Annotated in this window: 20 protein-coding genes and 2 pseudogenes; 14 read left to right on the top strand and 8 right to left on the bottom strand. The window is 30.3% G+C overall.

Annotation, left to right across the window (positions count from 1 at the left end; all coding sequences use genetic code 11):
* Positions 1–61: 61 nt before the first annotated feature.
* Positions 62–1,099 carry an ATP-binding protein gene (locus ELQ11_RS05420; protein WP_072223695.1) on the top strand — a complete coding sequence of 346 codons (1,038 nt, stop codon included), beginning with the start codon at positions 62–64 and terminating at the stop codon, positions 1,097–1,099.
* On the opposite strand, the gene ELQ11_RS05415 is transcribed toward ELQ11_RS05420, so the two are convergent.
* Genes ELQ11_RS05415 through coaE form a run of 3 tightly spaced genes read right to left on the bottom strand, consistent with a single transcriptional unit; the run spans position 1,096 to position 3,156 of the window.
* Positions 1,096–1,830, bottom strand: a complete 735-nt coding sequence (locus ELQ11_RS05415; protein WP_002871125.1) for a glucosaminidase domain-containing protein — start codon at positions 1,828–1,830, stop codon at positions 1,096–1,098. The two genes, ELQ11_RS05420 and ELQ11_RS05415, sit on opposite strands and share 4 nt — an antisense overlap.
* Positions 1,805–2,554, bottom strand: coding sequence for a diaminopimelate epimerase (gene dapF / locus ELQ11_RS05410; RefSeq protein WP_088261269.1), 750 nt, complete (start codon positions 2,552–2,554; stop codon positions 1,805–1,807). Before dapF ends, ELQ11_RS05415 begins: the two co-directional genes overlap by 26 nt.
* Complete coding sequence (gene coaE / locus ELQ11_RS05405) at positions 2,551–3,156, bottom strand: dephospho-CoA kinase (protein WP_072223693.1); 606 nt, start codon at positions 3,154–3,156, stop codon at positions 2,551–2,553. The genes dapF and coaE overlap by 4 nt, the downstream gene beginning before the upstream one ends.
* A 60-nt stretch (positions 3,157–3,216) precedes the next feature.
* On the opposite strand from coaE, the gene purM reads away from it, so the two are divergent.
* A complete protein-coding gene (gene purM, locus ELQ11_RS05400) occupies positions 3,217–4,206 on the top strand; it encodes a phosphoribosylformylglycinamidine cyclo-ligase (protein WP_072223692.1) in 990 nt (329 codons plus the stop codon).
* 211 nt (positions 4,207–4,417) lie between these two features.
* Positions 4,418–5,635, top strand: a complete 1,218-nt coding sequence (locus tag ELQ11_RS05390; protein ID WP_002871122.1) for a hypothetical protein — start codon at positions 4,418–4,420, stop codon at positions 5,633–5,635.
* 698 nt (positions 5,636–6,333) lie between these two features.
* Here the strand turns inward: ELQ11_RS05390 and dcuC are convergent.
* Positions 6,334–7,815, bottom strand: a complete 1,482-nt coding sequence (gene dcuC, locus ELQ11_RS05385) for a C4-dicarboxylate transporter DcuC (RefSeq protein ID WP_052950183.1) — start codon at positions 7,813–7,815, stop codon at positions 6,334–6,336.
* A gap of 205 nt (positions 7,816–8,020) precedes the next feature.
* Here dcuC and cas9 point away from each other — a divergent pair.
* Both cas9 and ELQ11_RS05375 read left to right on the top strand, forming a co-directional pair.
* Positions 8,021–10,980 (top strand): annotated as a pseudogene (cas9, locus tag ELQ11_RS05380) (type II CRISPR RNA-guided endonuclease Cas9).
* Positions 10,949–11,241 (top strand): annotated as a pseudogene (locus ELQ11_RS05375) (type II CRISPR-associated endonuclease Cas1); the annotation flags it as partial. The pseudogenes cas9 and ELQ11_RS05375, both read left to right, overlap by 32 nt.
* A gap of 462 nt (positions 11,242–11,703) precedes the next feature.
* On the opposite strand, the gene ELQ11_RS05365 reads toward ELQ11_RS05375, so the two are convergent.
* The 4 genes from ELQ11_RS05365 to cueO are packed head-to-tail and all read right to left on the bottom strand — an operon-like array spanning position 11,704 to position 15,109.
* The gene (locus ELQ11_RS05365) at positions 11,704–12,894 is read right to left on the bottom strand and encodes a molybdopterin molybdotransferase MoeA (RefSeq protein ID WP_072223688.1); all 1,191 of its coding nucleotides are present in this window, start codon (positions 12,892–12,894) and stop codon (positions 11,704–11,706) included.
* A 3-nt stretch (positions 12,895–12,897) separates the two neighbouring features.
* Positions 12,898–13,344 carry a molybdenum cofactor biosynthesis protein MoaE gene (locus ELQ11_RS05360; protein WP_072223687.1) on the bottom strand — a complete coding sequence of 149 codons (447 nt, stop codon included), beginning with the start codon at positions 13,342–13,344 and terminating at the stop codon, positions 12,898–12,900.
* Positions 13,345–13,566 carry a MoaD/ThiS family protein gene (locus ELQ11_RS05355; RefSeq protein ID WP_002932392.1) on the bottom strand — a complete coding sequence of 74 codons (222 nt, stop codon included), beginning with the start codon at positions 13,564–13,566 and terminating at the stop codon, positions 13,345–13,347.
* A 1-nt stretch (position 13,567) separates the two neighbouring features.
* Complete coding sequence (gene cueO, locus ELQ11_RS05350; protein WP_072223686.1) at positions 13,568–15,109, bottom strand: multicopper oxidase CueO; 1,542 nt, start codon at positions 15,107–15,109, stop codon at positions 13,568–13,570.
* A gap of 123 nt (positions 15,110–15,232) precedes the next feature.
* On the opposite strand from cueO, the gene nspC reads away from it, so the two are divergent.
* From nspC to ccaA, 9 genes are all read left to right on the top strand, one after another.
* Complete coding sequence (gene nspC, locus ELQ11_RS05345; protein WP_072223685.1) at positions 15,233–16,381, top strand: carboxynorspermidine decarboxylase; 1,149 nt, start codon at positions 15,233–15,235, stop codon at positions 16,379–16,381.
* A 304-nt stretch (positions 16,382–16,685) separates the two neighbouring features.
* Positions 16,686–17,399 (top strand): molecular chaperone TorD family protein, encoded by a 714-nt coding sequence (locus tag ELQ11_RS05340; protein ID WP_072223684.1) that lies wholly within the window; start codon positions 16,686–16,688, stop codon positions 17,397–17,399.
* Positions 17,374–17,565 carry a twin-arginine translocation signal domain-containing protein gene (locus ELQ11_RS05335; protein ID WP_002851537.1) on the top strand — a complete coding sequence of 64 codons (192 nt, stop codon included), beginning with the start codon at positions 17,374–17,376 and terminating at the stop codon, positions 17,563–17,565. Before ELQ11_RS05340 ends, ELQ11_RS05335 begins: the two co-directional genes overlap by 26 nt.
* On the top strand, positions 17,565–20,369 hold the full coding sequence (locus tag ELQ11_RS05330; RefSeq protein WP_079264263.1) for a formate dehydrogenase subunit alpha: 2,805 nt from the start codon (positions 17,565–17,567) through the stop codon (positions 20,367–20,369). Before ELQ11_RS05335 ends, ELQ11_RS05330 begins: the two co-directional genes overlap by 1 nt.
* The gene (fdh3B, locus tag ELQ11_RS05325) at positions 20,366–21,007 is read left to right on the top strand and encodes a formate dehydrogenase FDH3 subunit beta (RefSeq protein WP_072223683.1); all 642 of its coding nucleotides are present in this window, start codon (positions 20,366–20,368) and stop codon (positions 21,005–21,007) included. Before ELQ11_RS05330 ends, fdh3B begins: the two co-directional genes overlap by 4 nt.
* The gene (locus ELQ11_RS05320) at positions 21,004–21,936 is read left to right on the top strand and encodes a formate dehydrogenase subunit gamma (RefSeq protein ID WP_002867229.1); all 933 of its coding nucleotides are present in this window, start codon (positions 21,004–21,006) and stop codon (positions 21,934–21,936) included. Before fdh3B ends, ELQ11_RS05320 begins: the two co-directional genes overlap by 4 nt.
* Before the next feature lie 172 nt (positions 21,937–22,108).
* Positions 22,109–22,891 carry a formate dehydrogenase accessory sulfurtransferase FdhD gene (gene fdhD / locus ELQ11_RS05315; RefSeq protein ID WP_134225182.1) on the top strand — a complete coding sequence of 261 codons (783 nt, stop codon included), beginning with the start codon at positions 22,109–22,111 and terminating at the stop codon, positions 22,889–22,891.
* Positions 22,884–23,621, top strand: coding sequence for a winged helix-turn-helix domain-containing protein (locus ELQ11_RS05310; RefSeq protein ID WP_002870865.1), 738 nt, complete (start codon positions 22,884–22,886; stop codon positions 23,619–23,621). Before fdhD ends, ELQ11_RS05310 begins: the two co-directional genes overlap by 8 nt.
* A gap of 113 nt (positions 23,622–23,734) precedes the next feature.
* Positions 23,735–25,837 carry an aspartate chemotaxis receptor CcaA gene (gene ccaA / locus ELQ11_RS05305; protein ID WP_002870866.1) on the top strand — a complete coding sequence of 701 codons (2,103 nt, stop codon included), beginning with the start codon at positions 23,735–23,737 and terminating at the stop codon, positions 25,835–25,837.
* The last annotated feature ends 39 nt before the right edge of the window (positions 25,838–25,876 follow it).

The raw sequence follows: 25,876 nt of genomic DNA, 5'->3' as shown, positions 1-25,876 counted from the left end.
AAGGGGCTTTATGCCCCAATTATACAAACTAGGTTATAATATCCTTTTTTAAAGGATAAAATTGAAAGTACTTAATTTTTTTTATGAAAATCACCCTAAATTTGAAGTAAGTTATGAAAGAAAAAATCAAATTTCAAAACCAAATATTATCATAAAAGGCCCACGATTTTGTGGTAAAAAAACGCTTATTTTTAATTTTTTATCTCAATTTAAAGCAAGTGAAATTTTGTTTTTAGATTTATATGATACACGTTTTGAAAAACAAAGTTTAGAAAGACTTTCTGATTTTCTGAATGAAAATTTACAAATTAAAATTCTTTGCCTTTATAATTTGGATTTTATTCCTAATTTAGAAAAAATTAAAATTCCCATCATCTTAAGTACAAATATAAAAGATTTAAATGTAAATGGGTTTGAAGAACTTGAACTTGATTATTTTGATTTTGAAGAATTTATTAGTGTAAGTAAGAAAAATTTACCTATAAATAATTTAGTAGGTCTTTTTTTGCAAAGTGGACGGAGTAAATTTGGAGAAAAAAACATACTTTTAAGACAAAGCTTTACTCTTTTAGAATTAGAAATTTTAAAGTATTTAGCTTTAAATTTGGGTCAGCAAATCAGTATTTCTAAGATATTTATAGAACTCAAAAAAAGATTAAAAACTTCAAAAGATAGTGTTTATCAAGCTATAAAAAAATTAGAAAATACTTATGTGATTTATACTTTAAAACATGATGAAAAAAAACTTCAAAAGATTTATTTTAAAGATTTTGGCCTAAGAAATAATCTTTGTATTTCAAAGGATTTTTCACATTTATTTGAAAATTTAGTTTTAAGCGAGTTGTTTAAATTTAAAGAAGAATTTTTTTATAACAAATACTTTAACTTTTATAGTCAAATATCTAAAATTGCTTATATTTCAAGTCCAACTTTAGATATTGATTTGATTAAATTACGTGCTAAGAAAATTTTACCAAAGGCTTTAGAACTTGGAATTTTTCATGTGATTTTTATCACTCTTTCAAGTGAGAATAGTTTTTTTGAGCAAGGGGTTAAATTTGAAATCATATCTTTTGATAAATTTTCACTTGGATTTTAGGCGTTGTTTGATTTTGTATCGTATTTTTCAAGGTTGTATCTTTTGATGATTTTTGTAATAAGATTGATATAATATCCCTTGTGTTCAGAATAAGAATCTAAAGTTTTAATAGCCTCTAGCCCTGTTATCTCTTTGCCTTCGCTTTCAAATTTAGCTCTTACATCGCGAAACTTTTCATAAGCAAAATGACGATTTAAATTTAAAACATAAGAGTCAACACTATCTTGCAGACTATCAAAAATTTTAATTTTGTGTTTTTTATCTGGATGTCTTAAATCAGGAATTAAACCTTTCTCACCCCAAGTCCATTCTCCAAAAAGATTGTTTGCTTCTCTTGCGAAGCGACTGGTACCTGTAGCACTTTCAACTAAAGCTTGGGCTATACCCATGGATTTTGGAATTTTTTGAATACGTTTTTTATATTCTGCAAAATCATAAAGATTTTCAATACGATATTTGTTTTTTATCATGATAAGTTTTTCAAGATTTGTTTGGTTTGAAGTCCTAAAGCCTGTTTTGTAAGCATCTTTAAAAAAGGCTTCGATAAAGGACCTTTCTTGTTCAATTTTTTTAAAGCTTTGATCAAACATTTCATTCATTTTTATAAAAAAAATTTGTCTTTTTTGATCTATATCAAGTTTGTAATATTCCTCTCCAAATCCATTCTTTAGATCATCAGCAGCAAAAAGTGGGATTAGAAAAAGACTAAGAAAAATTATAATTGGCTTCAAAACAATACTTTACCTTTCCTTTAAAAAACAATTCTTCATTTTTATATGCAAACCCTACCTCTTCACCACTTTTAGGAGTTATTTTAACTTTATTTTGTACTTTTTTATTTAAAAATGCCAGATAAAAACAAGCCCCCATTCCTGTGCCACAAGCTAAGGTTTCATCTTCAACTCCGCGTTCATAGGTGCGAACTTTTAAATGATTTTCATCTAAAATTTTTACAAAATTAACATTGGCATTATATTTTTGTCTCATTTTTTGACAAAGCATTGTATCAAATTCATCTAAATTTTGACAAAAATGTACTAGATGTGGAACTCCAGTGTCGCAAAGTTGCCAAGTTTTTCCTAATTCTTCAAAAGTATTTTGCACGCTTTTTATTTTGCCTAAAGATACTTCAACTTTATCTTGATTTACCTTTGCTTTTATTACTCCTGCACCGGTTAAAAAACTCATGTTAGGATTTATTTTGTTGATATGATGTGCAAAATGTGCCGCAGCCCTTGAGCCATTGCCACACATAGCAGCCCTTGAGCCATCGTTATTATAAAATTCCCATTCAAAGTCGTATTTTTCATGAGGTAATATCACGATAAAGCCATCCGCACCTATACCCTCATAACGATTACAAAGTTCTTTAGCTAAAGCACTTCTATCTTCTTTTCTATCAGCATTTGTTATGACAAAATCATTCCCACTTGCACAATATTTATAAAATTTCACATTTTTCCTTTAGAAATTTCTTGTATTACTTTAACACATTCTTGCATAAAATCGGCATAAGAATTAGTATTTTTAATGATAAAATCTGCTTTTTTAAGTTTTTCTTCAATATCTATTTGAGAATCAAGTCTTGCTTTTGCAGCTTCTAAGCTGAGCTTATCTCTTTGCATAATTCTTTTAAGGCTTAATTCTTTAGGTGTGTAAATTACAATGACTTTGCCTAAATTTTCATAAGCACCGCTTTCAAAAAAAAGAGGAATTTCTACAAAAAAAGCTTTATTTTCCTTATCTAGAATTTGCATTTGTTCTAAAATTTTAGCTCGAATTTTAGGATGAGTGAAATTTTCTAAGATTTTTTTAGCTTCTTTATTGTTAAAAACAATTTCTCCAAGGATTTTTCTATCGATTTTCTTTTCTTTTGTGAGCAAATTTTTTAAGCTAAAGGGAGAAAAAATCTTTTCAAGTTCTAAAGCATTTTCATCTAAAATTTTATGAGCGATTTTGTCTGCGCTAATGCTTTTAAAGCCTAAAGAATTCGCTATTTCTATAAAAGTGCTTTTACCACAAGCAATTGAAGCGGTTACAAAAAAAGCATTTTTCATCTTATGCCTTATTAAAACTTTTTTCGTTAAAATACCTTTTTAGTTCTTAAAGGAAAATAAATGAAAATTTCATATGAAGATGCGGGCGTAAGTATAAATAATGGAAATGCCTTTGTAGAGGCTATAAAACCTTTGGTTAAAGAAACTTTTAATGATAATGTTGTAGGTGGAATTGGTTCTTTTGCTGGTGCTTTTAGAATGCCAAGTGGTTTTAAAAAGCCTGTGATTTTAGGTGCAACAGATGGGGTTGGTACCAAGCTTCGCTTGGCAATTGATGCTAAAAAATATGATACTATAGGGCAAGATTTAGTAGCAATGTGTGTGAATGATTTGATTTGTAATTTTGCTACGCCTTTGTTTTTCCTAGATTATTATGCTACAGCCAAGCTTGAAGTAGAAGTAGCAAAGGCTGTTGTATCAGGCATTGCCAAGGGATGTAAGATGGCAAATTGTGCATTAATTGGCGGAGAAACTGCTGAAATGCCTGGAATGTATGCAAAAGATGATTTTGATCTTGCGGGTTTTGCTGTGGGTATGGCTGAAGAAGATGAGATCGATAGAAGTAAATTTGTTAAAAATGGTGATATTTTATTGGCACTTCCTAGTTCAGGACTTCATTCAAATGGTTATTCTTTAGCTAGAAAAGTACTTTTTGAAAGTTTAAAATTAAAATTTGATGACAAGATAGAGGGTAAAAATTTAATTGATATTTTGTTAGAACCTACAAGGATTTATGTGCGTGATTTTCTTACATTAAAGCCTTATATCAGTGCTCTAGCTCATATTACAGGGGGTGGTTTAGTAGAAAATTTACCACGCGTTTTACCTCGTGGTATGGGTGCAACTATACGCAAACATCATCTTAAAACTCCTGAAATTTTTTATATTATAGGACAGGCTGTAGAAGAAAGCGAAATGTATAGAAGCTTTAATATGGGAGTGGGTTTAGTAATGGTTGTAGATCCTTCTAATGTAAGTAGGGTTTTAGAAAATTCAGATGCCTTTATTATCGGCGAAATTTGCATTAATGAAGGTATTGTTTTAGAGTGAAAACAAATTATTATGATTATTTATGTGCTAAAATATATGTAATTTTGCCCATAAAAGCCCATAAAGACAAACTAAAATTTTATCTTTCTTATGTAAATAAGAAAGATAAAATTTTTAGAGTTAATGTGTGGAAATGGGCGGTTTTGATAAAAATTGCCAAAGATGATAAAACGAAATATTTTTGTTCGAATGTATTAAATAAAGGGTAAAAATGCACAATTTAAATGAAGCTTTGTTTCAAAAAAAGATAAAAGAAATTCGCTTAAAAGCAATAGCGAGTATTATTTGTGGGTTTTTAGGTATCATTCCTTATCTTGGAGTTTTATTTGCTCTTGCGAGTTGGATTTTATTTTTTATTGTGCTTTATGATTTAAAAATCTATGGCGGTGCTAAAAATTTGTTTAAGAATTTCCTTATTAGTGTAGGGATTGGATTTTTTGGTATTCTTATTAATATAAGTTCTTTATTTGTGATTTTGGAATCTAGAAATGGCTTTTTTGCTAACTTTTATTTTAATCAAGATTATGTGGTCATAGGCATTTTTTGCGTGCTTTTTGTTATTACTTTGGCTTTGATTTTTCCTTTTTTTAAAGCTTTTTCTTATGAAATCGCTAGAGTAACAAAGCAAAAGTATTTTATTTATGCTTTTAATACTTGTTTTTTAGGGCTTATTACTTTGATTATCGGCATAGGCTTGGTGTTTTTGCTAGCAAGTTTGGTTTTTTGGATTTTAGCGTGGGTCAAATTTAAAGAATTTGATGAGCAAGAACTTTCAAATTTAGGAGAAAGATTAGCAAAAGCACAAAAAAAGGTTTTTGATTTTGATTTAAAATGGATTAAAATCACAATGGCTTCATTTATAATTTTAAACTTGCTCGTTTTAACATTTTCGTTTATATTAGAAATTATTAGCTTTGAAGATCTTAGGTTTTACTACACAAAAAAAACTTTACTTTACACAGCCATAATCCTAGCTTTGCTTAGTGTGTTTTTGTTTTGTAAAAAGATAAAAAATTACAAACTTTTTATTTATTTTTTCATATGGCAAGGTTTAAGTGTTTTTGGTAGTTATCTTCTTTTTGTTCCTGATTTTATGGTAGATCAACAACCAGAAATTGTATATGGAAGTTTAAACATAATATTAAGTCTATGCCATATTATTTTTGCTTTTTTATTTTTTAAAATTTTGATTCAAATTACAAAGGAAAAACTTTTTTATCTTATTTTTGCATTTTATGTTTGCATAAAAATTTTGATAATATTAATTTTCTTTATTTTTATGATGGTTGATAACTATTATATATTTACAAAAAGTCCTATAAAGATGCTCATAGATAATTATAAATTACTTTTTCAAGTTGTTTATTTCGTTTCATTTTTAATTGTTTGGCTTATGCTTAAAGGACAAAAAAATGTAAAAATATGTTAGAATGATGAAAAAATACTATTTTACGTAGATGTTTATTAGGATATATTCGTATGTCTTAAAGCTCTTTATGGGGTGTTAAGTAATTATAATATTTAAAAATTAAAAAATATATAGTTTATCCACATTTTATAGTTTAACTTCTAAAAATTTGATCATCTCTTTTTTCATTTTTTAGAGCTAGAAAACATATGAGTGAAATTGCTTTAAAGTTAGTTAGAGCAGTTGATACTAAATATTTTGATAAGAAATTAAATAGATTGATTTTACTTAAATTAAAGACTTTTTGCCTCGTGATACAAAATTAAGTGATGAATTTTTAGTTAAATTGATATTAAATATGAAAAAATTATAAATATTAATACTTTTTCAAATAATAGTGAATATAGAGGGTTTGATTTTTTCACAAAAGATTTGGATAGAACTTGCAAAAAACTTTCTTCAATATTTATACTTTTAAATTTTTGATGCAAATCCTATTCAATATAGCATTGAGCAAAGTTCAAATAATAACAAAGCATTGCTTCTTTAGTGAGTATTTATAAAAGTTGGATTTAGTTGTTATTGATACAAGAAATTTGCATCTTTATGATATTTTGTAGTTTATGGATTTATTGGCGGAAGCTATGGAGTAAATTTGATAATTTAATAGTGAAGCCGGCTTAGCAAAAAGAATATAGAAAAATTTATAAAATTTTTACTTAAAAAATAGAAAAGAATTTAATAGATTTATTTTCTAGAAATATTGCTATTTTTGTAGTGTTTTGTTCTTTTGGCACAGGATTGGTTTGTGCTAGATAAAAGGCTACAAGCACATTTACAAGCATAGCGATAAGTAAAAGAGGAGTGGTTCGTTTTATAATATCCATTGGAGCTACTTTTGCAAATCCAGCTAAAGCTATGATTCCGCCTGCTATTGGTGAAGCTGCACGACCTAAACAAGATGCAATTTCTATAGGTAAAACTAGAGTAATAGGTGCAATGCCTAATTTTGTAGCTATATCAGGAGCTAGTTTTCCAAAAGCATTAAAAGCAGCAATTCCACTTCCCATAATCACTGTGGCAAAATAAACTAAAAAGCTTAAAATAGCTATACTCAAAAGAATTCCAAACCATGCAAAATTTCCTGTTCCAAGATTTGAAACCGCGTTAGCAAGGATATTAACTCCACCAAGTGCTTTAATGCCTTCAGCAAATACTCCAGCGGCGATGATTATGCTTACGACTGAGATAAAAATTTCAGCCATAGCTTTTAAAATCACCATCATATCTTCGCCTAATTTTCTAGCATTTCTGTGTCTTGCAAATTCAACAAGAAAAACTAAAGAAATGCTTACAAAATTTGCTGTCACAACATCGAGCTTGATAGTAAAAAAATATGCTGTAAATAAAAATACAACAGGTAACCAAGGAAAGAGTATGTAAAAAGTAGGGCATTTAGGATCAATGATTTGCGGAATTTCAACTTCATCATTTAAAACACCTTTTTCTTTATCTCTTTTATCAATCCAAGCAAAATAAAAAGGAATCAAGATGGCAATAACTACAACATAGGCAATCACACTATAAATTTGGTAATTTAAAAAAAGCCCTACGACATTATCACTTTGTCCTACCATATCTGCCATATTGATTGAATTTCCATCTTTTGGACCATAATCAAGTGCAATTAAAGAAAGCACGCATACAGCTGTAATAGGACGGATTTTAAGTGAGATTAAAACAGGATAAATACATGCTAACAAAAGCAAAAGCAATCCAGCATAGCTAGAAATGACAATTTTTAAAGCCATTCCAACAACAAAAGTTCCACTTAAAATCAAGTATTTATTTTTGATTTTTCCTAAGGGTTTATTTGCTAAAAAAGCAAGTTTTGCCGAAGCATTGATATGTTTCATATAAGCAGCAAAACCTGCCACACTCATGATAATAAGCCCTACTCCAGAAAGCTGGCTTTTAAAAGTCGCTGTGATAAAAGCATAGCTATCAAGTAAAACATTCAAAAAGCTTGCATGTTCTCTGCTCGGGGCTTTTGGTATAGGTGTTCCTGTGATGTAAAAAGCAAAAATAAGCAATATAATACCTGAAAGAAAAAATACAAAAATGGGATTGTATTTTTTAAGTATATAATAAGCAACGACAATTACCGCTAAAAGTGTAGAACATATCATAAAAATTGGCATGATTTCTCCTAAAGTTATTATTAGCTTTTATTTTATTTTAGCTAAATTTAACTAATAAATATTTTTCATTTGAAATTTTACTTATTTTTTGCATTATAAAATTAATAATATGTATAGTTTGGTTACTGAAAATTTTATGTTTGCATAAAAAATGATTTTTATATTATAATTATAAACAAATCATAAATATCAAAAAGGATCTAGTGTGGCAAGAATTTTGGCATTTGATATAGGAATAAGCTCTATTGGCTGGGCATTTAGTGAAAATGATGAATTAAAAGATTGTGGAGCTAGGATTTTTACAAAAGCTGAAAATCCTAAAACAGGAGAATCCCTAGCCTTACCAAGACGCCTTGCAAGAAGTGCTAGAAAACGCCTTGCTAGATGCAAAGCAAGGCTAAATCACTTAAAACATTTAATCGCAAATGAATTTAAGTTAAATTACGAAGATTATCAAAGCTTTGATGAAAGTTTAGCTAAGGCTTATAAAGGCTCTTTAATTAGCCCTTATGAGTTAAGATTTAGAGCTTTAAATGAGCTTTTAAGTAAGCAAGATTTTGCAAGAGTAATTTTACATATTGCAAAAAGGCGTGGCTATGATGATATTAAAAATAGCGATAACTAAGAAAAAGGCAAGATTTTAAAAGCTATCAAGCAAAATGAAGAAAAACTAGTAAATTATCAAAGTGTGGGAGAGCATCTTTATAAAGAGTATTTTCAAAAATTCAAAGAAAATTCCAAAGAATTTATAAATGCTAGAAATAAAAAAGAAAGTTATGAACGCTGTATAGCGCAAAGTTTTTTAAAAAATGAATTAAAACTTATTTTTAAAAAACAAAGAGAATTTGGCTTTTCTTTTTCAAAAAAATTTGAAGAAGAAGTGCTTAGTGTAGTATTTTATAAAAGGACTTTAAAAGATTTTTCTCATTTGGTGGAAAATTGTAGTTTTTTACTGATGAAAAAAGAGCGCCAAAAAATTCACCCTTAGCCTTTATGTTTGTAGTACTTACAAGAATTATCAATCTTTTAAACAATCTTAAAAATACTGAAGGAATTTTATATACAAAAGATGATTTAAACGCGCTTTTAAATGAAGTTTTAAAAAATGGCACTCTAATTTATAAACAAACAAAAAAAGCTTTTAGTTTTAAGTGATGATTATGAATTTAAAGGAGAAAAAGGAACTTATTTTATTGAGTTTAAAAAAATATAAAGAATTTGTAAAAGCTCTAGGTGAGTATAGTTTAAGCCAAGATGATTTAAATGAAATAGCAAAAGATATTATCCTTATAAAAGATGAGATTAAGCTTAAAAAGGCTTTAGCAAAATATGATTTAAATCAAAATCAAATTGATAGCTTAAGCAAATTGGAATTTAAAGACTATTTAATATAAGTTTTAAAGCCTTAAAACTTATCACTCCTTTAATGCTTGAAGGTAAAAAATACGATGAAGCTTGCAATGAGCTTAATTTAAAAATAGCAATCAATGAAGATAAAAAAGACTTTTTACCTGTATTTAATGAAACTTATTACAAGGATGAAGTAACTAATCCTGTGGTTTTAATGGCGATTAAAGAATATAGAAAGGTTTAAATACCTTACTTAAAAAATACGGTAAAGTGCATAAAATAAACATTGAATTAGCAAGAGAAGTAGGTAAAAATTACAGCCAAAGAGCTAAAATAGAAAAAGAGCAAAACGAAAACTATAAGGCCAAAAAAGACGCCGAACTTGAATGTGAAAAACTAGGCTTAAAAATAAATAGTAAAAATATTTTAAAATTAAGATTATTTAAAGAACAAAAAGAATTTTGTGTTTATAGTGGGGAAAAGATTAAAATTAGTGATTTGCAAGATGAAAAAATGCTTGAAATTGACCATATTTACCCTTATTCTAGAAGTTTTGATGATTCTTATATGAATAAAGTTTTAGTTTTTACCAAGTAAAATCAAGAAAAACTTAATAAAACCCCATTTGAAGCCTTTGGCAATGATAGAGTAAAATGGCAAAAATTGAAGTTTTAGCAAAAAACCTACCTACTAAAAAGCAAAAAAGAATTTTAGATAAAAATTACAAAGACAAAGAACAAAAAGACTTTAAAGATAGAAATCTAAACGATACTCGCTACATTGCAAGGCTTGTTTTAAACTACACTAAAGATTATTTAGATTTTTTACCTTTAAGCGATGATGAAAATACAAAGCTAAACGACACACAAAAAGGCTTAAAAGTACATGTAGAAGCAAAAAGCGATATGCTAACATCCGCTTTAAGGCACACTTGGGGCTTTAGCACTAAGAATAGAAACAATCATTTTCATCACGCCATCAATACAGCAATTATTGCTTATGTAAATAATTCTATCGTAAAGGATTTTTCAGATTTTAAAAAAGAGCAAGAAAGCAACAGTGCAGAACTTTATGCAAAAAAATTAGTGAATTAGATTGCAAAAATAAAAGGAATTTTTTGAGCCTTTTAGTGGTTTTAGGCAAAAGCTTTTAGATAAAATTGATAAAATTTTTATCTCAAAACCTGAGAGAAAAAAGCCAAGTGGAGCTTTACATGAAGAAACATTTAGAAAAGAAGAAGAATTCTATCAATCATACGGCGGAAAAGAAGGAGTTTTAAAAGCCCTAGAGCTTGGTAAAATCCGCAAAGTAAATGGTAAAATAGTTAAAAATGGCGATATGTTTAGAGTGGATATTTTTAAACACAAAAAGACAAATAAATTTTATGCTGTGCCAATTTATACTATGGATTTTGCTTTAAAAGTATTACCAAATAAAGCTGTAGCACGAAGTAAAAAAGGTGAGATAAAAGACTGGATTTTAATGGATGAAAATTATGAGTTTTGCTTTTCTTTATACAAAGATAGTTTGATTTTAATTCAAACTAAAGATATGCAAGAGCCAGAATTTGTTTATTATGAAAGGCTAGATAACTCAAATGCTAGCCTAACTGTTTCAAAACACGATAATAAATTTGAAATGCTAAGCAAAAATGAAAAAATATTGTTTAAAAATGCAAATGAAAAAGAAGTCATTGCAAAAAGCATAAGAATTTAAAATCTAAAAGTATTTGAAAAATATATAGTTTCAGTGCTTGGAGAAGTGACAAAGGCTGAGTTTAGACAAAGAGAAGATTCTAAAAATGAGTTACGATGAAACTCATAGTATAAATGGTGTTTTTACTCCTTTTTTAGGGCATTTTCAAAGTGCAAAAATCACAAAAGAGCAAATGAATGAGCTTATAAATTTGGCTAAAAAAGCAAGCTTAAATGATAGTAAAATATTGAAGCTGTTGCGGCGGCGTTGTATTTTAAAACTTTAGTTGGTGCTTCTTTTTCAAGAGATGAGCTTTGCTTTGAAAATTCTGCTTTAAATTATGGCTATGCAATCATTAGGGCTTGTATTATTAGAGCAATTTGATAAAATGGAATTTTTGCTTGGTGGCAAAAGTTAATAACTAAACTAATTTAACACTTTTTGATATAGATAGTCATGGAGAATTTAAATACAAAAATTCAAATAATGAAGAAATACAACTAAATAAAAAACAAGAAAAATATCATCAGCAAAATTTATTTGAATTTTAAGCAGTTTTAGAGGATTATAACCTCGCAGAATCCTGCAAGCTCTTTGTTTTAGTTCCTTTTTAAATTTCTTATGAGATTATAGCATAATATTTGCTATTTTTATCAAAAAACCTTGAATTTTCATTATCTGGTAAATGTGTATTTTACCATAAAGAAATTTAAAAAAGGGCCAAAAACCCTAGTGGATTGAAACTCCGCTAGGGCTAATTACTCTACTAAAAGGAGGTTGCAAATTTGAAACTTATTGAAATTTAGGGTTGATTAAAATCGAAATAAAATTATTTAAATAATTTTAAGGCATAAAGATAATATCCACTAAACTTTCATTTTCTAAAATTTCACATTCTTTTGGTACCACCATAAGGGCAGCTTTATTGTTAAGATTGTTTATAATCGCACTAGAGCCTTCTTTCTTACCTTCAAGATTGGCTAAAATGCGTCCATTTTTAAATTCCACATTACAAGCGACAAATTCCAAATAAGGTGTTTTTTTCTTGTAGCTTCCTTGTAAAAAGGCTTTGCAAATATAGTCTTTAGGCTGAAGTAACCAAGAGTTTAAAATCTCTCTTGCGTAAAGATTAAACATTACCATAGCCGAGTAAGGAAAACCTGGTAAGGCGATGATGAATTTTTCATTAGCCTTGGCTATTTTGATATGTCTGCCTGGTTTTATGTCGGCTTTATCAATGATGATTTCGTATTCTTTAACGGCTTTTTTTAAAAAGTCAAAATCCCCCATAGAAACCCCGCCTGTTGTAATCAAAATATCACAACTTTGCAAAGCACTTTCAAGGGTCGAAAAAGTAGCCTTTTCATCATCTTTTAAAAGAGGAAAAACCCTTGTATCGCAATTTAAATTTTTAGCTAAATTAGCTATGGCGATATGATTTGAAGAGCGGATTTGAGCGGGATTTTCTAAGGCTTCTCCTAGATCTTTGATCTCACTTCCACTACTTAAAACCCCTACAATAGGCTTTATAAACACACTAATGTGAAAAAATCCAAGTTCAGCCAAAAGAGCTATCTCGCTATAATTTAACCTTGTGCCTTTTTTGAGTAAAATTTCATCTTTTTTATAGTTTTCTCCTACCGCACGCACGGCAAAAGCTTGAGGAACTTTTTTTTCTATAAAAAGAGTATCATTTTCTACGCGTACATTTTCAACAGGGACTAAAGTATCGCTTCCTTCGCTCATGAGTGAGCCTGTAAAGGTTTTTACACAAGTGCCATTTTGCACGCTAAATTGTGGCATAGTGCCCGCAGGTGTGAGGCCTAAAATTTTTAAAGGCTTATCTTGATCTTCAAATTTGATCGCATAACCATCCATAGCCGAAGTTGGAAATTCGGGCTGATTTTTAGGTGCTTTTATGTCTTGAGCTAAAATGCGTCCTAAACACTCTGTAAGAGCTATTTTTTCAATCTTTTCATAAGTTTTAATATGAGAGTGTAAAATTTTTAAACTTTCTTCATAAGACATTAACATTTTTTATCCTTTTAAAAGTCCTGCACCGCAAAGTTTGGTTGATCTTTCTTTGGCATAAATTCTTTCTTTGTTTATCACATCATACTTCCAAATAGGTGCGCTTGCTTTAAAATCTTCAACAAATTCATTAAGGAGTTTAAGTCCTAATTTTCTTTGTTTGCTTAAAATTCCTGCAAAATAAGAGCTTTCATGAACCGCCACATCGCCTATAGAGTGAGCAAAAAGCAAGGTAATACCATCAAAATCTACTCTTTTTTGCCACTCATTAAACCATTTTTTTAAAAGCGGTTCATAAATATCAAAACTAAGTGCCTCAATGCCTTCTTCTTCACGCACAATACCACAAAAAGTCAGTAAAGCACCGCAGTTTTTATCCTTGGCAAATTCATACCATTGGCTATAAATTTTAGGAATATCTAAAGAACCTTGATAAAGTGTAAAATGTTTCATTTAACCCCCACAAACTGGCGGTAAAAGTGCTATTTTATCACCATCTTTTAACTTAGTGTTTTCATCAAAAATGATTTCATCGTTTAAAGATACGGCACAAAGTTCTAGCCATTCTTTTAAACTCTCATCTTTTTGCAAAATTTCTTTTAATTCTTTTAAATTTTTTACCTCAAACTCTAAATTGTCTTTATTTATGGGGCCTAAAAATTCCACTTTTACCATTTTATTCCTTTACTTCTAAATTTCCCATCATTCCTAAATCTTCATGTTCTAAAATATGGCAATGATACATTCTAAGTCCTTTAAAATCTTGTTTCATTCTAAGTCTTAACTCTTCATTAGGACGCACATTTATAGTATCTCTTAAGGCTCTAAATTCAGCTTTTTGAACTTTTCCATTGAGTTTTGATGAGATGAGTTCAAATTGTGTGCCGTGTATGTGGAAAGGATGATCCATGTGAGATTTGTTTATCACTATCCAGTCTTCAACTACTCCAAGCTTGGAGCTTAAATCAATGCGTTTTAAATCATAGCTTTTGCCATTGATTAAAAACATAGACGCAAGAGCGATTTTTAATTCGCTTTCACTTTTTCCCATCATACCATGCATTTGCATATGATCTTCACTCATGATTATTTCTTTAAATTCCTTAGGCTCTTCTAAAGGTTTGAAAATTTTTAAATTTTTTGGAAGTTCTAAATTTTCTTTTTTTAGGCTAAGATTAGCTAAAAATAGGGTATTAGGTTCTTCTTTTACCATCATTTTATCCCTATCATAATAAGCACTTTCTAGCTTAAATTCCCCCTCTTTTGGAGCATCGATTAAAACTTCTACGCGAGAAGCAGGACTTAAGAAAAGTTCTTCTTTATAAATAGCTTTTTCTATAAGTCCGCCATCAGTACCAACAAGTATAAATTTAGCTCCTTGTATGCGTAAATTTAAATATCTTGCCGCAGTAGCATTATAAATGCGTATGCGTTCGTTTGTGGCGAGTTTGATTTTGGGTTTAAATTGTCCGTTAATGAGTACAAATTCTCCTTCTCTACCATTTAGCCAATCATTTAAGTTGTTGTTTGGAATTTGAGCGTTTTCATCAAGACGCAAATCGCTAATCATCAAATCTTTTTCTTTTAAATGACTTAAAGCATCTTTTTTTGCTTTGATCACAAAAGCCCCTGCTAAACCCATAAAAACTTGTTTAGAAGCGGTATAATGAGGATGCGGATGATACCAGTAAGTTCCTGCGCTATCTTGAGGAATTTCAAAACGATATATTCTTTCTTCTCCTGCTAAGATAGGATCATGTGGGCTTCCATCTTGATCAGGTGGCACAGGAACGCCATGCCAATGTATAGTTGTAGCTTCTTTGAGTTTGTTTTTGACTAAAATTTCAAGTTTATCTCCTTCAAAAACTTCTATTTTTGGAGCAGGCACGAGGCCATTGTAAGTATAAAATAAGGTTTTTTTACCTTTGATAAGCTCTATATGATTTTCTTTGATTTCTAGGGTAGCACGAAAAATATTTTTTTCTTTACTTTCATTTTTGAGTAAAGGCAAGGCTTTTAAAATTTCTCCTTGGGGGAATTGTTTTGGATCTAAAAGCTTTAAATTTTTTGGAGCAAAGTTTATAAAAGAAGTATCTAAGTCATGATTTATAGAATGATTTTTATGCATGGAGTGCATATCGTGCATAGGATTTGCATAGGCTACACCCATACTTGCTAGAGTAAGTGCATTAAATTTTAAAAAATTTCTTCTATTCATTAGTTTTTCCTTTTGCTTAATTTTTTGTATTATAGTCATTATTTTTTTAACTTTAGTAAATATTTATTTTGAAAATTTGGTTTAATTTTGTTATGATTTTAGCAATTTAATCAAGGAAAAATAATGTTTTATGAAAAAATTCAAACTCCAGCTTATATTTTAGAAGAAGATAAATTAAGAAAAAATTGTGAGCTTTTAGCAAGTGTTGGTGAAAAAAGTGGTGCTAAAGTGCTTTTAGCTTTAAAAGGTTTTGCTTTTTCAGGAGCGATGAAAATTGTTGGAGAATACCTAAAAGGTTGTACTTGTAGCGGACTTTGGGAAGCAAAATTTGCTAAAGAATATATGGATAAAGAAATTCATACTTATTCACCTGCTTTTAAAGAAGATGAAATAGGTGAAATAGCCAGTTTATCTCATCATATAGTGTTTAATTCTTTAGCTCAATTTCATAAATTTCAAAGTAAAACACAAAAAAATTCCTTAGGTCTTCGTTGTAATGTTGAATTTTCTCTAGCCCCAAAAGAACTTTACAATCCTTGTGGAAGATACTCAAGACTTGGAATTCGTGCTAAAGATTTTGAAAATGTGGATTTAAATGTTATAGAAGGACTTCATTTTCACGCACTTTGTGAAGAAAGTGCTGATGCTTTAGAAGCTGTTTTAAAGGTCTTTGAAGAGAAATTTGGTAAATGGATAGGGCAAATGAAATGGGTGAATTTTGGAGGAGGACATCACATCACTAAAAAAGGCTATGATGTTGAAAAACTTATTGCTTTGTGTAAAAATTTCAGTGATAAATATGGTGTACAAGTTTATCTTGAACCAGGTGAAGCGGTGGGTTGGCAAACAGGAAATTTGGTTGCTAGTGTAGTAGATATCATAGAAAATGAAAAGCAAATTGCTATTTTAGATACTTCAAGCGAAGCACATATGCCAGATACTATCATCATGCCTTATACAAGTGAAGTTTTAAATGCTAGAATTTTAGCCACAAGAGAAAATGAAAAAATTTCAGACTTAAAAGAAAACGAATTTGCCTATTTACTTACTGGAAATACTTGTTTAGCGGGTGATGTAATGGGAGAATACGCCTTTGATAAAAAGCTTAAAATCGGCGATAAAATTGTTTTTTTAGATCAAATTCATTACACCATTGTGAAAAACACAACTTTTAATGGTATAAGACTTCCAAATCTCATGCTTTTAAATGCAAAAAATGAACTTCAAATGATAAGAGAATTTTCTTATAAGGATTATTCTTTAAGAAATTAGTATTATTTATAATTTGCATAAAATGTTAATTTTACTCGGAAGAGAATCAAAGATATAAATTTTTATGCAAAGTATTTTATTTTTTCAAATATAAAATCAACTCAAATATCTAATTTTCAATACTTTGGTATGATTTTTTAATATTTTAAATCCTTGTGGAATTTTATTGAAATTCAGTGATTTTTAAATTAAATAGTATTAAGATAAATCGATTTAAAAATCGGCTTTAAAATGAATATTAGGTATATTTTGCATAATATTCATTCAAGCAAAATTTAAAGCTATTTTTGAAAATTTTGAATGCATGGGGGCTTTAATGGATTTGGAAAAATTAAGATTAGCTAGAAGTCTTTATTATCAATGTCTAGGAGAGCTTTTTGTTTTTTCATTTTCTGAAGAAAGATTGTCAAAATTACAAGAGTATTTAAAGACAATGCAAGAATGTTTATTTGATGAAAATTTAAAATCAAATTTTGATATCTTGCTTAAGCATTTAGATGATGAAAATTCTATACAAGCATTTTTTAAAGAATATGATTTGCTTTTTTTAAGTCTTAAAAATAGCATTCCAACGACTTTTTCTTACATAGAAGAAGGTTTTGAAAATTCAAATCCTTTACTTTGCGTGCGTCAAATTTTAGTCAAAAGTAAAATAAGACGCAATGAAAAATTTTTTAAAGAAAGTGAAGATAGTGTTGGATTTTGTTTATTGTTGATGAGTGAATTTTTAAGGCAAAATGAAGATGATTTAGCCAAAGAGCTTTTTGAAAAAGTGATCAATAAAAGCATTGATGAGTTTTTAGGCGATGTTTTCATGAATAAAAATGCGAATTTATATAAGGAAATTGCAAGTATTGCATCGGTTTTTACGGAATTTGAAAGACTTTGCTTTGAAGTGGAAAAACCTGCAAAAATAAATTCTAAAAAAGTGCAAAACGATCTATCGCGTTCAGAATTTTTAAGAAGAGAAGCAAATAAACAAAGGAGGACTCGTGAAAAATCGCAGGGAATTTCTTAAAAAATCCGCTTTTGCCTTAGGGGCTGCTGGAGTGCTTGGTAGCACAACTTTAGCTCTAGCTAAAGATGAAGAAAGAAAAGATTTGGTTAAAGGTAAAAGTAAGAAAAAAGAAGTGCTTTTTCAAAGAAGTGCTAATTGGGAAAATTATTATATAAAGGCTGAGTAATGTCAAGTGTAGGTGAAAATATCAAGCTTACGCGTCGTTCTTTTCTTAAAATGGCAGCACTTTCAAGCCTAGCAACACCGTTGCTTGCTAGAAGTGAAACTTTAAGAGAAGCGAGTGCTGATGAGCTTAAAGAAGCTTATGAAGGTAGTAAAAAAGTAAAAACAGTTTGTACAGCCTGTTCTGTAGGCTGTGGGATTATTGCAGAAGTGCAAAATGGTGTTTGGGTGCGTCAAGAAATCGCTCAAGATCATCCTGTGAGTTCAGGTGGACATTGCTGCAAGGGATCTGATATGATCGATATGGTGCGTTCACATGTGCGTTTAAAATATCCTATGAAAAAAGAAAATGGAGAATGGAAACGCATAAGTTATGAGCAAGCTTTAAGTGAGATCGGAGAAAAACTAGCTGCTTATCGTAAAGAAAATCCTGAAAGTGTTATGTTTTTAGGTTCTGCAAAACTTAATAATGAACAAGCTTATTATATAAGAAAATTTGCAGCGTTTTTTGGAACGAACAATGTAGATCATCAAGCTAGAATTTGACACAGCGCAACAGTCGCCGGTGTGGCGAATACATTTGGTTATGGCGCTATGACAAACCATCTTGGAGACATTCAAAGAAGTAAATGTATCATTATCATTGGGGCAAATCCAGCGGTAAATCATCCTGTGGGTTTTAGACATTTCTTAAAAGCAAAAGAAAAAGGTGCAAAGCTTATCGTTGTAGATCCTAGATTTACAAAAAGTGCGGCAAAAGCGGATATTTACGCAAGAATTCGTCCAGGAACTGACATTGCTTTCATGTATGGAATGTTAAAAATCATCTTTGATGAAGGCTTAGAAGATACAAAATATCTTGATGAAAGAGTTTTTGGAATTGATAAAATTCGTGAAGAAGCAGCAAAATGGACAGCTGAAGAGGTGGAAAATGTTACAGGGATCTCTAAAGAACTTTTGGTGCAAATCACTCACGAAGTAGCTAAAAACAAACCAACTACGCTTATTTGGGCTATGGGTTTAACTCAACACACTGTAGGAACTTCAAATACACGTTTAGCACCTATTGTGCAAATGGTACTTGGAAATATAGGTAAATTTGGTGGTGGAGTTAATATCTTACGCGGACACGATAATGTTCAAGGTGCTTCAGATATGGCTTGTTTGAGCGAAAATTTACCAGGTTATTATCCTTTAAATGAAGCGACTTGGAGATACTATGCCAAAATTTGGGGTGTGGATTATGAGTGGCTTTTAGGAAATTTTGTAAGTAAAGATTGGATGCATAAAACTGGGCTTTCACTTGCTAGATGGTGGGCAGCGGCTTTAAATGGAAAAGATGGAAATGATGCTATCGATAACGCAGGAACGCCTTTAAAAGCTTTAGTAGTTATGGGAAATGGTATCACTTCGACTGCACAACAAGCTAAGGTTAAAGAAGGTTTGGAAGCTTTAGAGCTTTTAGTTTTAGCCGATCCTTTTGTAAATGAAGCAGGGATTATCGCAGAAAGAAAAGATGGAATTTATCTTTTACCTGCAGCAACACAGTTTGAAACAAGCGGAAGTGTAACAGCTACAAATCGTAGCGGACAATGGAGATTTAAAGTTGTAGATCCACTTTATGAAAGCATGGAAGATCAAGAAATTTTATTTGAGCTTGCTAAAAAATTAGGCTTTTATGAAGACTTTACTAAGACTTTACGCGATGAAAAAGGTGAGATTGTTTGGCCTGAAAATGCAACAAGAGAAATTGCAAAAGCAGTTAGAAGTATAGGACTTAATGGTTGGAGTCCTGAAAGGCTTAAAAAGCATACTTTATACTGGGATAAATTTGATGAGGTAACTTTAGAAGGAAAAGACGAAGTTGCTGGCGAGTATTACGGGCTTCCTTGGCCTTGTTGGAGTGATAAGCACCCAGGTTCTCCTGTACTTTATAATACCGACATTGAAGTAGCAAAAGGTGGTATGGGCTTTAGAAATAATTTTGGACTCGAGTATGAAGGAGAGAGTTTACTTGCTAAAAATGCACCTTTAAATTCACCTATTGATACAGGTTATCCACAAATTACTAAAGATAATATAGAAAAAGTTTTAGGCATTACTTTAAGTGCCCAAGAAAAAGAAAAAATGGGATCAACTTGGTCTTATGATGATAGCAATATCATAGCAACTAAATGTATAGAAAAAGGCATAGTTCCTTATGGAAATGCTAAAGCTAGAGCTGTAGTTTGGACTTTTAAAGATAAAATTCCACTCCACCGTGAGCCTTTACATTCTCCAAGAAACGATTTGGTGCAAAAATATCCAAGTTTTGAAGATCAAAAAGCACTTTACCGCGTGGATACTAAATTTGTTTCTGTGCAACAAGCTAAGGATTATTCTAAAGAATTCCCGCTTAATCTTGTTACCGCAAGACTTGTGAATTTAAATGGTGCAGGTATGGAAAATAGAGCATCTATGTATCTAACGCGTTTAACACCTGAAATGTTTTGTGAGATCAATCCTGAATTAGCAAAAGAGCAAGACATTAAAGCAGGAGATATGATTTGGGTGCATTCTCCAGAAGGCACTAAAATTCATGTAAGAGTGAAGGTTAATCCAGGTGTAGCAAAAGATATGATTTTCTTGCCTTTCCATTTTACAGGAGTTATGCAAGGCGTGGATTTAACGCACAATTTCCCAGAAGGAACTAAGCCTTATGCAAGCGGAGAAAGTGCTAATACGGTAACAAATTATGGTTATGATATTATGTGTCAGATTCCAGAGACTAAAGGTGGGCTTTGTAGAATCAGTAAGGATGGAAAATGAGTAAGATAAATTTTGCAAATTTAGAAAAAGAACGCTTGAAATTCTTTTGTGATAATGAGCGTTGTATTGATTGTAATGGTTGTGCGGTAGCTTGTGATGAAGCACATGAGCTTCCTATTCATATTCGCCGCCGCCGTGTGATTACTTTAAATGAAGGAATTCAAGGAAAAGAAGTTTCAACTTCTATTTCTTGTATGCATTGTGATGATGCTCCTTGTTCTATCGTTTGTCCTGTGGATTGTTTTTACATCCGTGCTGATGGTATTGTTTTGCACGATAAAGAAATTTGCATAGGTTGTGGATATTGTCTTTATGCTTGTCCTTTTGGTGCACCACAATTTCCAAAAGATAGTGTTTTTGGAAATAAAGGCATTATGGATAAATGTACTATGTGTGCAGGTGGCCCTGAAGCAACGAATTCAGAAAAAGAAAGAGAACTTTATGGTCAAAATCGTATCGCAGAAGGAAAAGTTCCTGTATGTGCTGCGATGTGTTCGACAAAAGCACTTTTAGTAGGTGAAAGTTCTAAAATAGAAGAGATTTATCATAATAGACTTATGAATAGAAATTATGGCATTCCAAATCCTTCAGAAAGTTTGGAGTGGAAGATTGCTTACACAGGAAAGGAACGCTTATGAGAAAAGTATTTGTAACGCTTTTGTTAAGCGTGGTAAGTTTATTTGCTTATGGTAGCGAGAGAATGGGACAAGATACTCAAATTTGGGATTTTCATCGTATTACAAATATCCCAAATTATGATACTTTTGGCAAACTTTGGACAACTTTGCAAGGTGAATATATAGCTACTATAGCTTTAATTGCTGTTATTGCAGTGTTGTCTGCATTTGCTTTGCATTATATGGTTATAGGACCTAAGCAATTTTCACACGATGGAAAGAAAATTTATGCTTTTACATTATTTGAAAGACTTTTTCATTTTATCGCGGCAATTTCTTGGGTGATTTTAGTGCCAACTGGTTTTGTGATGATGTTTGGGGCGACTTTTGGAGGCGGACTTTTTGTAAGGGTTTGTAAAAATTTACATGCTTTTGCAACGGTTTTATTTATCATCTCTATAATCCCTATGTTTTTATGGTGGATTAAAAGAATGCTTCCTGCAAGTTATGATATCAGATGGATGATGATAGTAGGTGGTTATTTAAGCAAAGTAAAACGTCCTGTACCTGCAGGTAAGTTTAATTTTGGTCAAAAATCTTGGTATTATATTGCTGTTTTTGGTGGATTTTTGATGATAATTACAGGTGGATTTATGTATTTTCTTGATTTTAATTCCACGGCAATTCAAGGTCTTTTTGGTTTAACTCAAATTGAACTTTTAAGAATTTCAGCTATAGTGCATAATTTTTTAGGTATAGTGTGTGCAGTATTTTTTGGTGTGCATATTTATATGGCAGTATTTGCAATCAAAGGCAGTATCCATTCTATGATTAGTGGTTATAAAGAGGAAGAAGAGGTTTATATTTTACATTCTTATTGGTATAAAGAATTAAGCAATAAAAAGCAAATTGAACCTAGTTTTTCTTATGATCCTAATGTAAAAATTTAATCTTTAACCGCTATGTTATTGCATAGCGGTAGTTTTAAGCTTTTTTTGAAATAAATAGAACGAATTTTATTTTATAAGTTGAATCTAAAATCTATTTTTCCATATATAAATTTGTTATTTATGTTTTTTTGATATAATTAAATTTTTAAAATAACGCGAAAAGAGAAAGCTTATGGAACCCTTATTTACAACCCAAATTTTAAAATATAAAGGTGATGAATCTTTTACATGCGATGATACTTTAGTGCGTGAAATTAAGCTTGAAATTTTTATTAATAATGAAAGAGTAGGTGCTTTAATGGCAACTCCTGTAGATGAACAGGCATTAGCAATAGGGTATTTAATGAGCGAAAATATCATTGCAAAAGTAAGCGATATTGAGAACATAGAAACAAAAGATGATGGTATGAGTGTGCATATCAAAGCAAAGATTGATAAAGAAAATTTAGCAAAGCTTAATGCTGAAGGCGTAGTTATAAGTGGTTGTGGTAGAGCACATACTGCAAATATCGATTTAGAAGCCATTGAAGCGAGTAAAATTAGTTCTGATGTAAAATTTAGCAAAGATGAAATTTTAAAACAAATGAGTACTTTTTATACTCAATGTGAGCTTTATGAGAAAACAGGCTGTGTGCATACGGCTAAGCTTTTTGTAAATGAGAAAACTTTTTTTATAGGTGAAGATATAGCCCAGCATAATACCATAGATAAAGCTTTAGGAAAGGCGCGTTTAGCTGAGGTCGATTTAAGTCAATGTTTTTTAATGGTTAGTGGAAGGCTAAGTTCTGAAATGGTGGCTAAAGCAGTTATGCATAAAATTCCAGTGCTTGTTTCACGCACAGCTCCTACTTGTTTAGGGGTTATGATAGCAAGAAAATTTGATTTAACGCTTTGTGGTTTTGCTAGAGAAAATAAGATTAATATTTATAGTGGAGAATTTAGAATTCATGGATAAAAATCAAGAAAAAGAAATCATCTCATACATGAGAGAATTGTTAAATAGTAATGAAAAATTAGATTGTGGTACGGCTTTTAAAATTGCAAAGAAATTTAATGTAAATATAGAAAAAATCGGACAATTAGCCGATGAAAATCACATGAGAATTGATAATTGCGAGTTGGGGCAATTTGGATATTTAGATTTTGAAAAAGCAAAGATTGAAGTGCTTAAAAAAATAGAACCTAGTTTAGATGAAAAGCGTAGAATTTTTTGTAAAGATGCAAGAGATATTGCTAAAGAAGGTTGTGGACTTAAAAGTATGCGTTCAGCTTTAAAAGCTTATAAGGTTGATGTAAAGTATTGTCAACTTGGTTGTTTTAAAGAAAAAAAAGGTAAGCAATTTATAGTAAGAACAAAAACTTGGATTGAAAATGCGGATGGAGATTTGCTTTTTGGACGAGGAAAAACAGAACTTTTAGAACTTATCGGACAAACGGGTAGTTTATTGCATGCTTCTAAACTTATGGGGATTAATTATAAAAAAGCTTGGATGCATTTACAAACCTTGCAAAAAAATTCTCAAGAAATTTTAGTTAGCACACGACAAGGACGCTCTAAAGAATCAGGAACAAAACTTACTCCTAGAGCTTTGGAATTAATGGAAAATTACTCTATTTTGCAAAAGGACATAGAAGAATATGCTAATAAACGCTTTAAAGAATTGTTTTTAAAAGGAAAAAAATAAGTCTTTCACAAAAAATACTAATACATAATATTTTTATAATTAATTAATGGTATTTTTTTAAAAAATATGTTAAAATATAAAATCCAAAATTTTATTTTTTAGGAGTTATTAAGATGTTTAAATCTTTAAATATAGGTTTAAAACTTATTTTTTCTGTAGCAACTGTTGTTGTTATTGGGCTTATTATTTTAATTTCCTTGATTACCAAACAAGTAAGTCAAAATATTACTGAAAATACAGAAGATATTTTAGCTTCTATTACAAAAGAATATGCTACCCAAACTCAAGGAATTTTTGGGGAAATGATTGCTTTAAATAAAAGTATTTCAGGCACCTTAACAGAAATGTTTAGATCAACTTCAAAAGAAAATTTAGATATAGATAGTATAACAAATATTATAACCAATACTTTTGATAATAGCGCTTATTCTAATTTTACTTATTTGTATCTTATCGATCCGCCAGAATATTTTAAAGAGGAAAGTAAATTTTTCAATACTCAAAGTGGAAAATTTGTTATGCTTTATGTTGATGAAGAAAAGGATAATAAAGGCGGGATAAAAGCAATACAAGCTAGTGATGAAATAGCTAATTTACAAGTTGTGCAAGATATATTAAAAAAAGCAAAATATGGGGAAAATAAAGTATATATAGGACGTCCTATTAGGATGAATTTAGAAGGTCAAGATTTTGATGCTGTAAATATTGCTATGCCTATATTTGACCGAAAGAATCAAGTTGTAGGTGTTATCGGTATGACTTTGGATTTTTCAGCTATTGCTACTTATCTTTTAGATCCCAAGAGTCAAAAATATGATGGAGAGTTAAGAGTTCTTTTAAATTCAGATGGATTTGTTGCGATTCATCCTAATAAAAATTTGGTTTTAAAAAATTTAAAAGATGTCAATCCTAACAAAGGTGCACAAGAGACTTATAAGGCTATGAGCGAAGGAAAAAATGGAGTTTTTGACTATATAGCTTCTGATGGTGATGATTCTTATGCCGCGATTAATAGTTTTAAAGTGCAAGATAGCTCTTGGACAGTTTTGGTAACTGCACCTAAATATTCGGTTTTTGAACCTTTGAAAAAATTACAATTAATTATTATTAGCGCATCTTTTATTTTTATTTTTGTTGTTTTGGGAGTGGTTTATTATTGCGTAAGAAAAATTGTTGCAACAAGATTACCAATTATTCTTAATTCTTTAGAATCTTTTTTCCGTTTCTTAAATCATGAAAAAATTGAACTCAAATTAATTAAAATTCGAGCTAATGATGAATTAGGGGCAATGGGTAGAATCATAAATGAAAATATTGAAAAGATTCAAATATCTTTAGAACAAGATCAAAATGCTGTAGATGAATCAGTGCAAACTGCTAGAGAAATCGAAAAAGGTAATTTAACTGCAAGAATTACTAAAAATCCTATAAACCCTCAATTAGTAGAACTTAAAAATGTTCTTAATAGAATGCTTGATGTTTTGCAAAGTAAAATTGGTTCTAATATGAATGAAATTAATAGAGTTTTTGATAGTTATAAAGCGCTTGATTTTAGCACAGAGGTGCTTGATGCTAAAGGCGAAGTTGAGATTACAACTAATATTTTAGGTAAAGAAATTAAAAAGATGCTTCTAGCTTCTTCAAATTTTGCTAAAGATTTAGCCAATCAGTCAGAAGAGTTAAAAAATTCTATGCAAAAACTTGCTGATGGCTCTAATGCACAAGCGAGTTCTTTAGAACAATCGGCTGCAGCTGTAGAGGAGATTAATTCTTCTATGCAAAATGTAAGTGGAAAAACAGTTGAGGTTGCTTCGCAAGCTGATGATATAAAAAATATTGTCAATGTGATTAAAGATATCGCTGAGCAAACGAATCTTCTTGCTTTAAATGCAGCTATTGAAGCTGCACGTGCTGGAGAACATGGGCGTGGTTTTGCAGTTGTTGCAGATGAGGTAAGACAGCTTGCGGAAAGAACAGGAAAATCCTTATCTGAAATCGAGGCAAATATTAATATACTTGTTCAAAGCGTAAATGAAGTAGCAGAATCTGTAAAAGAACAAACAGCAGGAATCACACAGATTAACGATGCTATAGCACAACTTGAAACTGTAACTAAGGAAAATGTCGAAGTTGCAAATGTTACCAATAATATAACAAATGAAGTCAATCAAATTGCTGCAGCAATTCTTGAAGATGTGAATAAAAAAAGATTTTAAAAAAAGCTCATTTTTGAGCTTTTGAATTTTTTCTATATT

It is taken from the genome of Campylobacter sp. US50a, assembly GCF_004379015.1.
GTDB classification, from domain to species: Bacteria; Campylobacterota; Campylobacteria; order Campylobacterales; family Campylobacteraceae; genus Campylobacter_D; species Campylobacter_D jejuni.
This window is presented reverse-complemented; position numbering and strand designations above follow the sequence as displayed.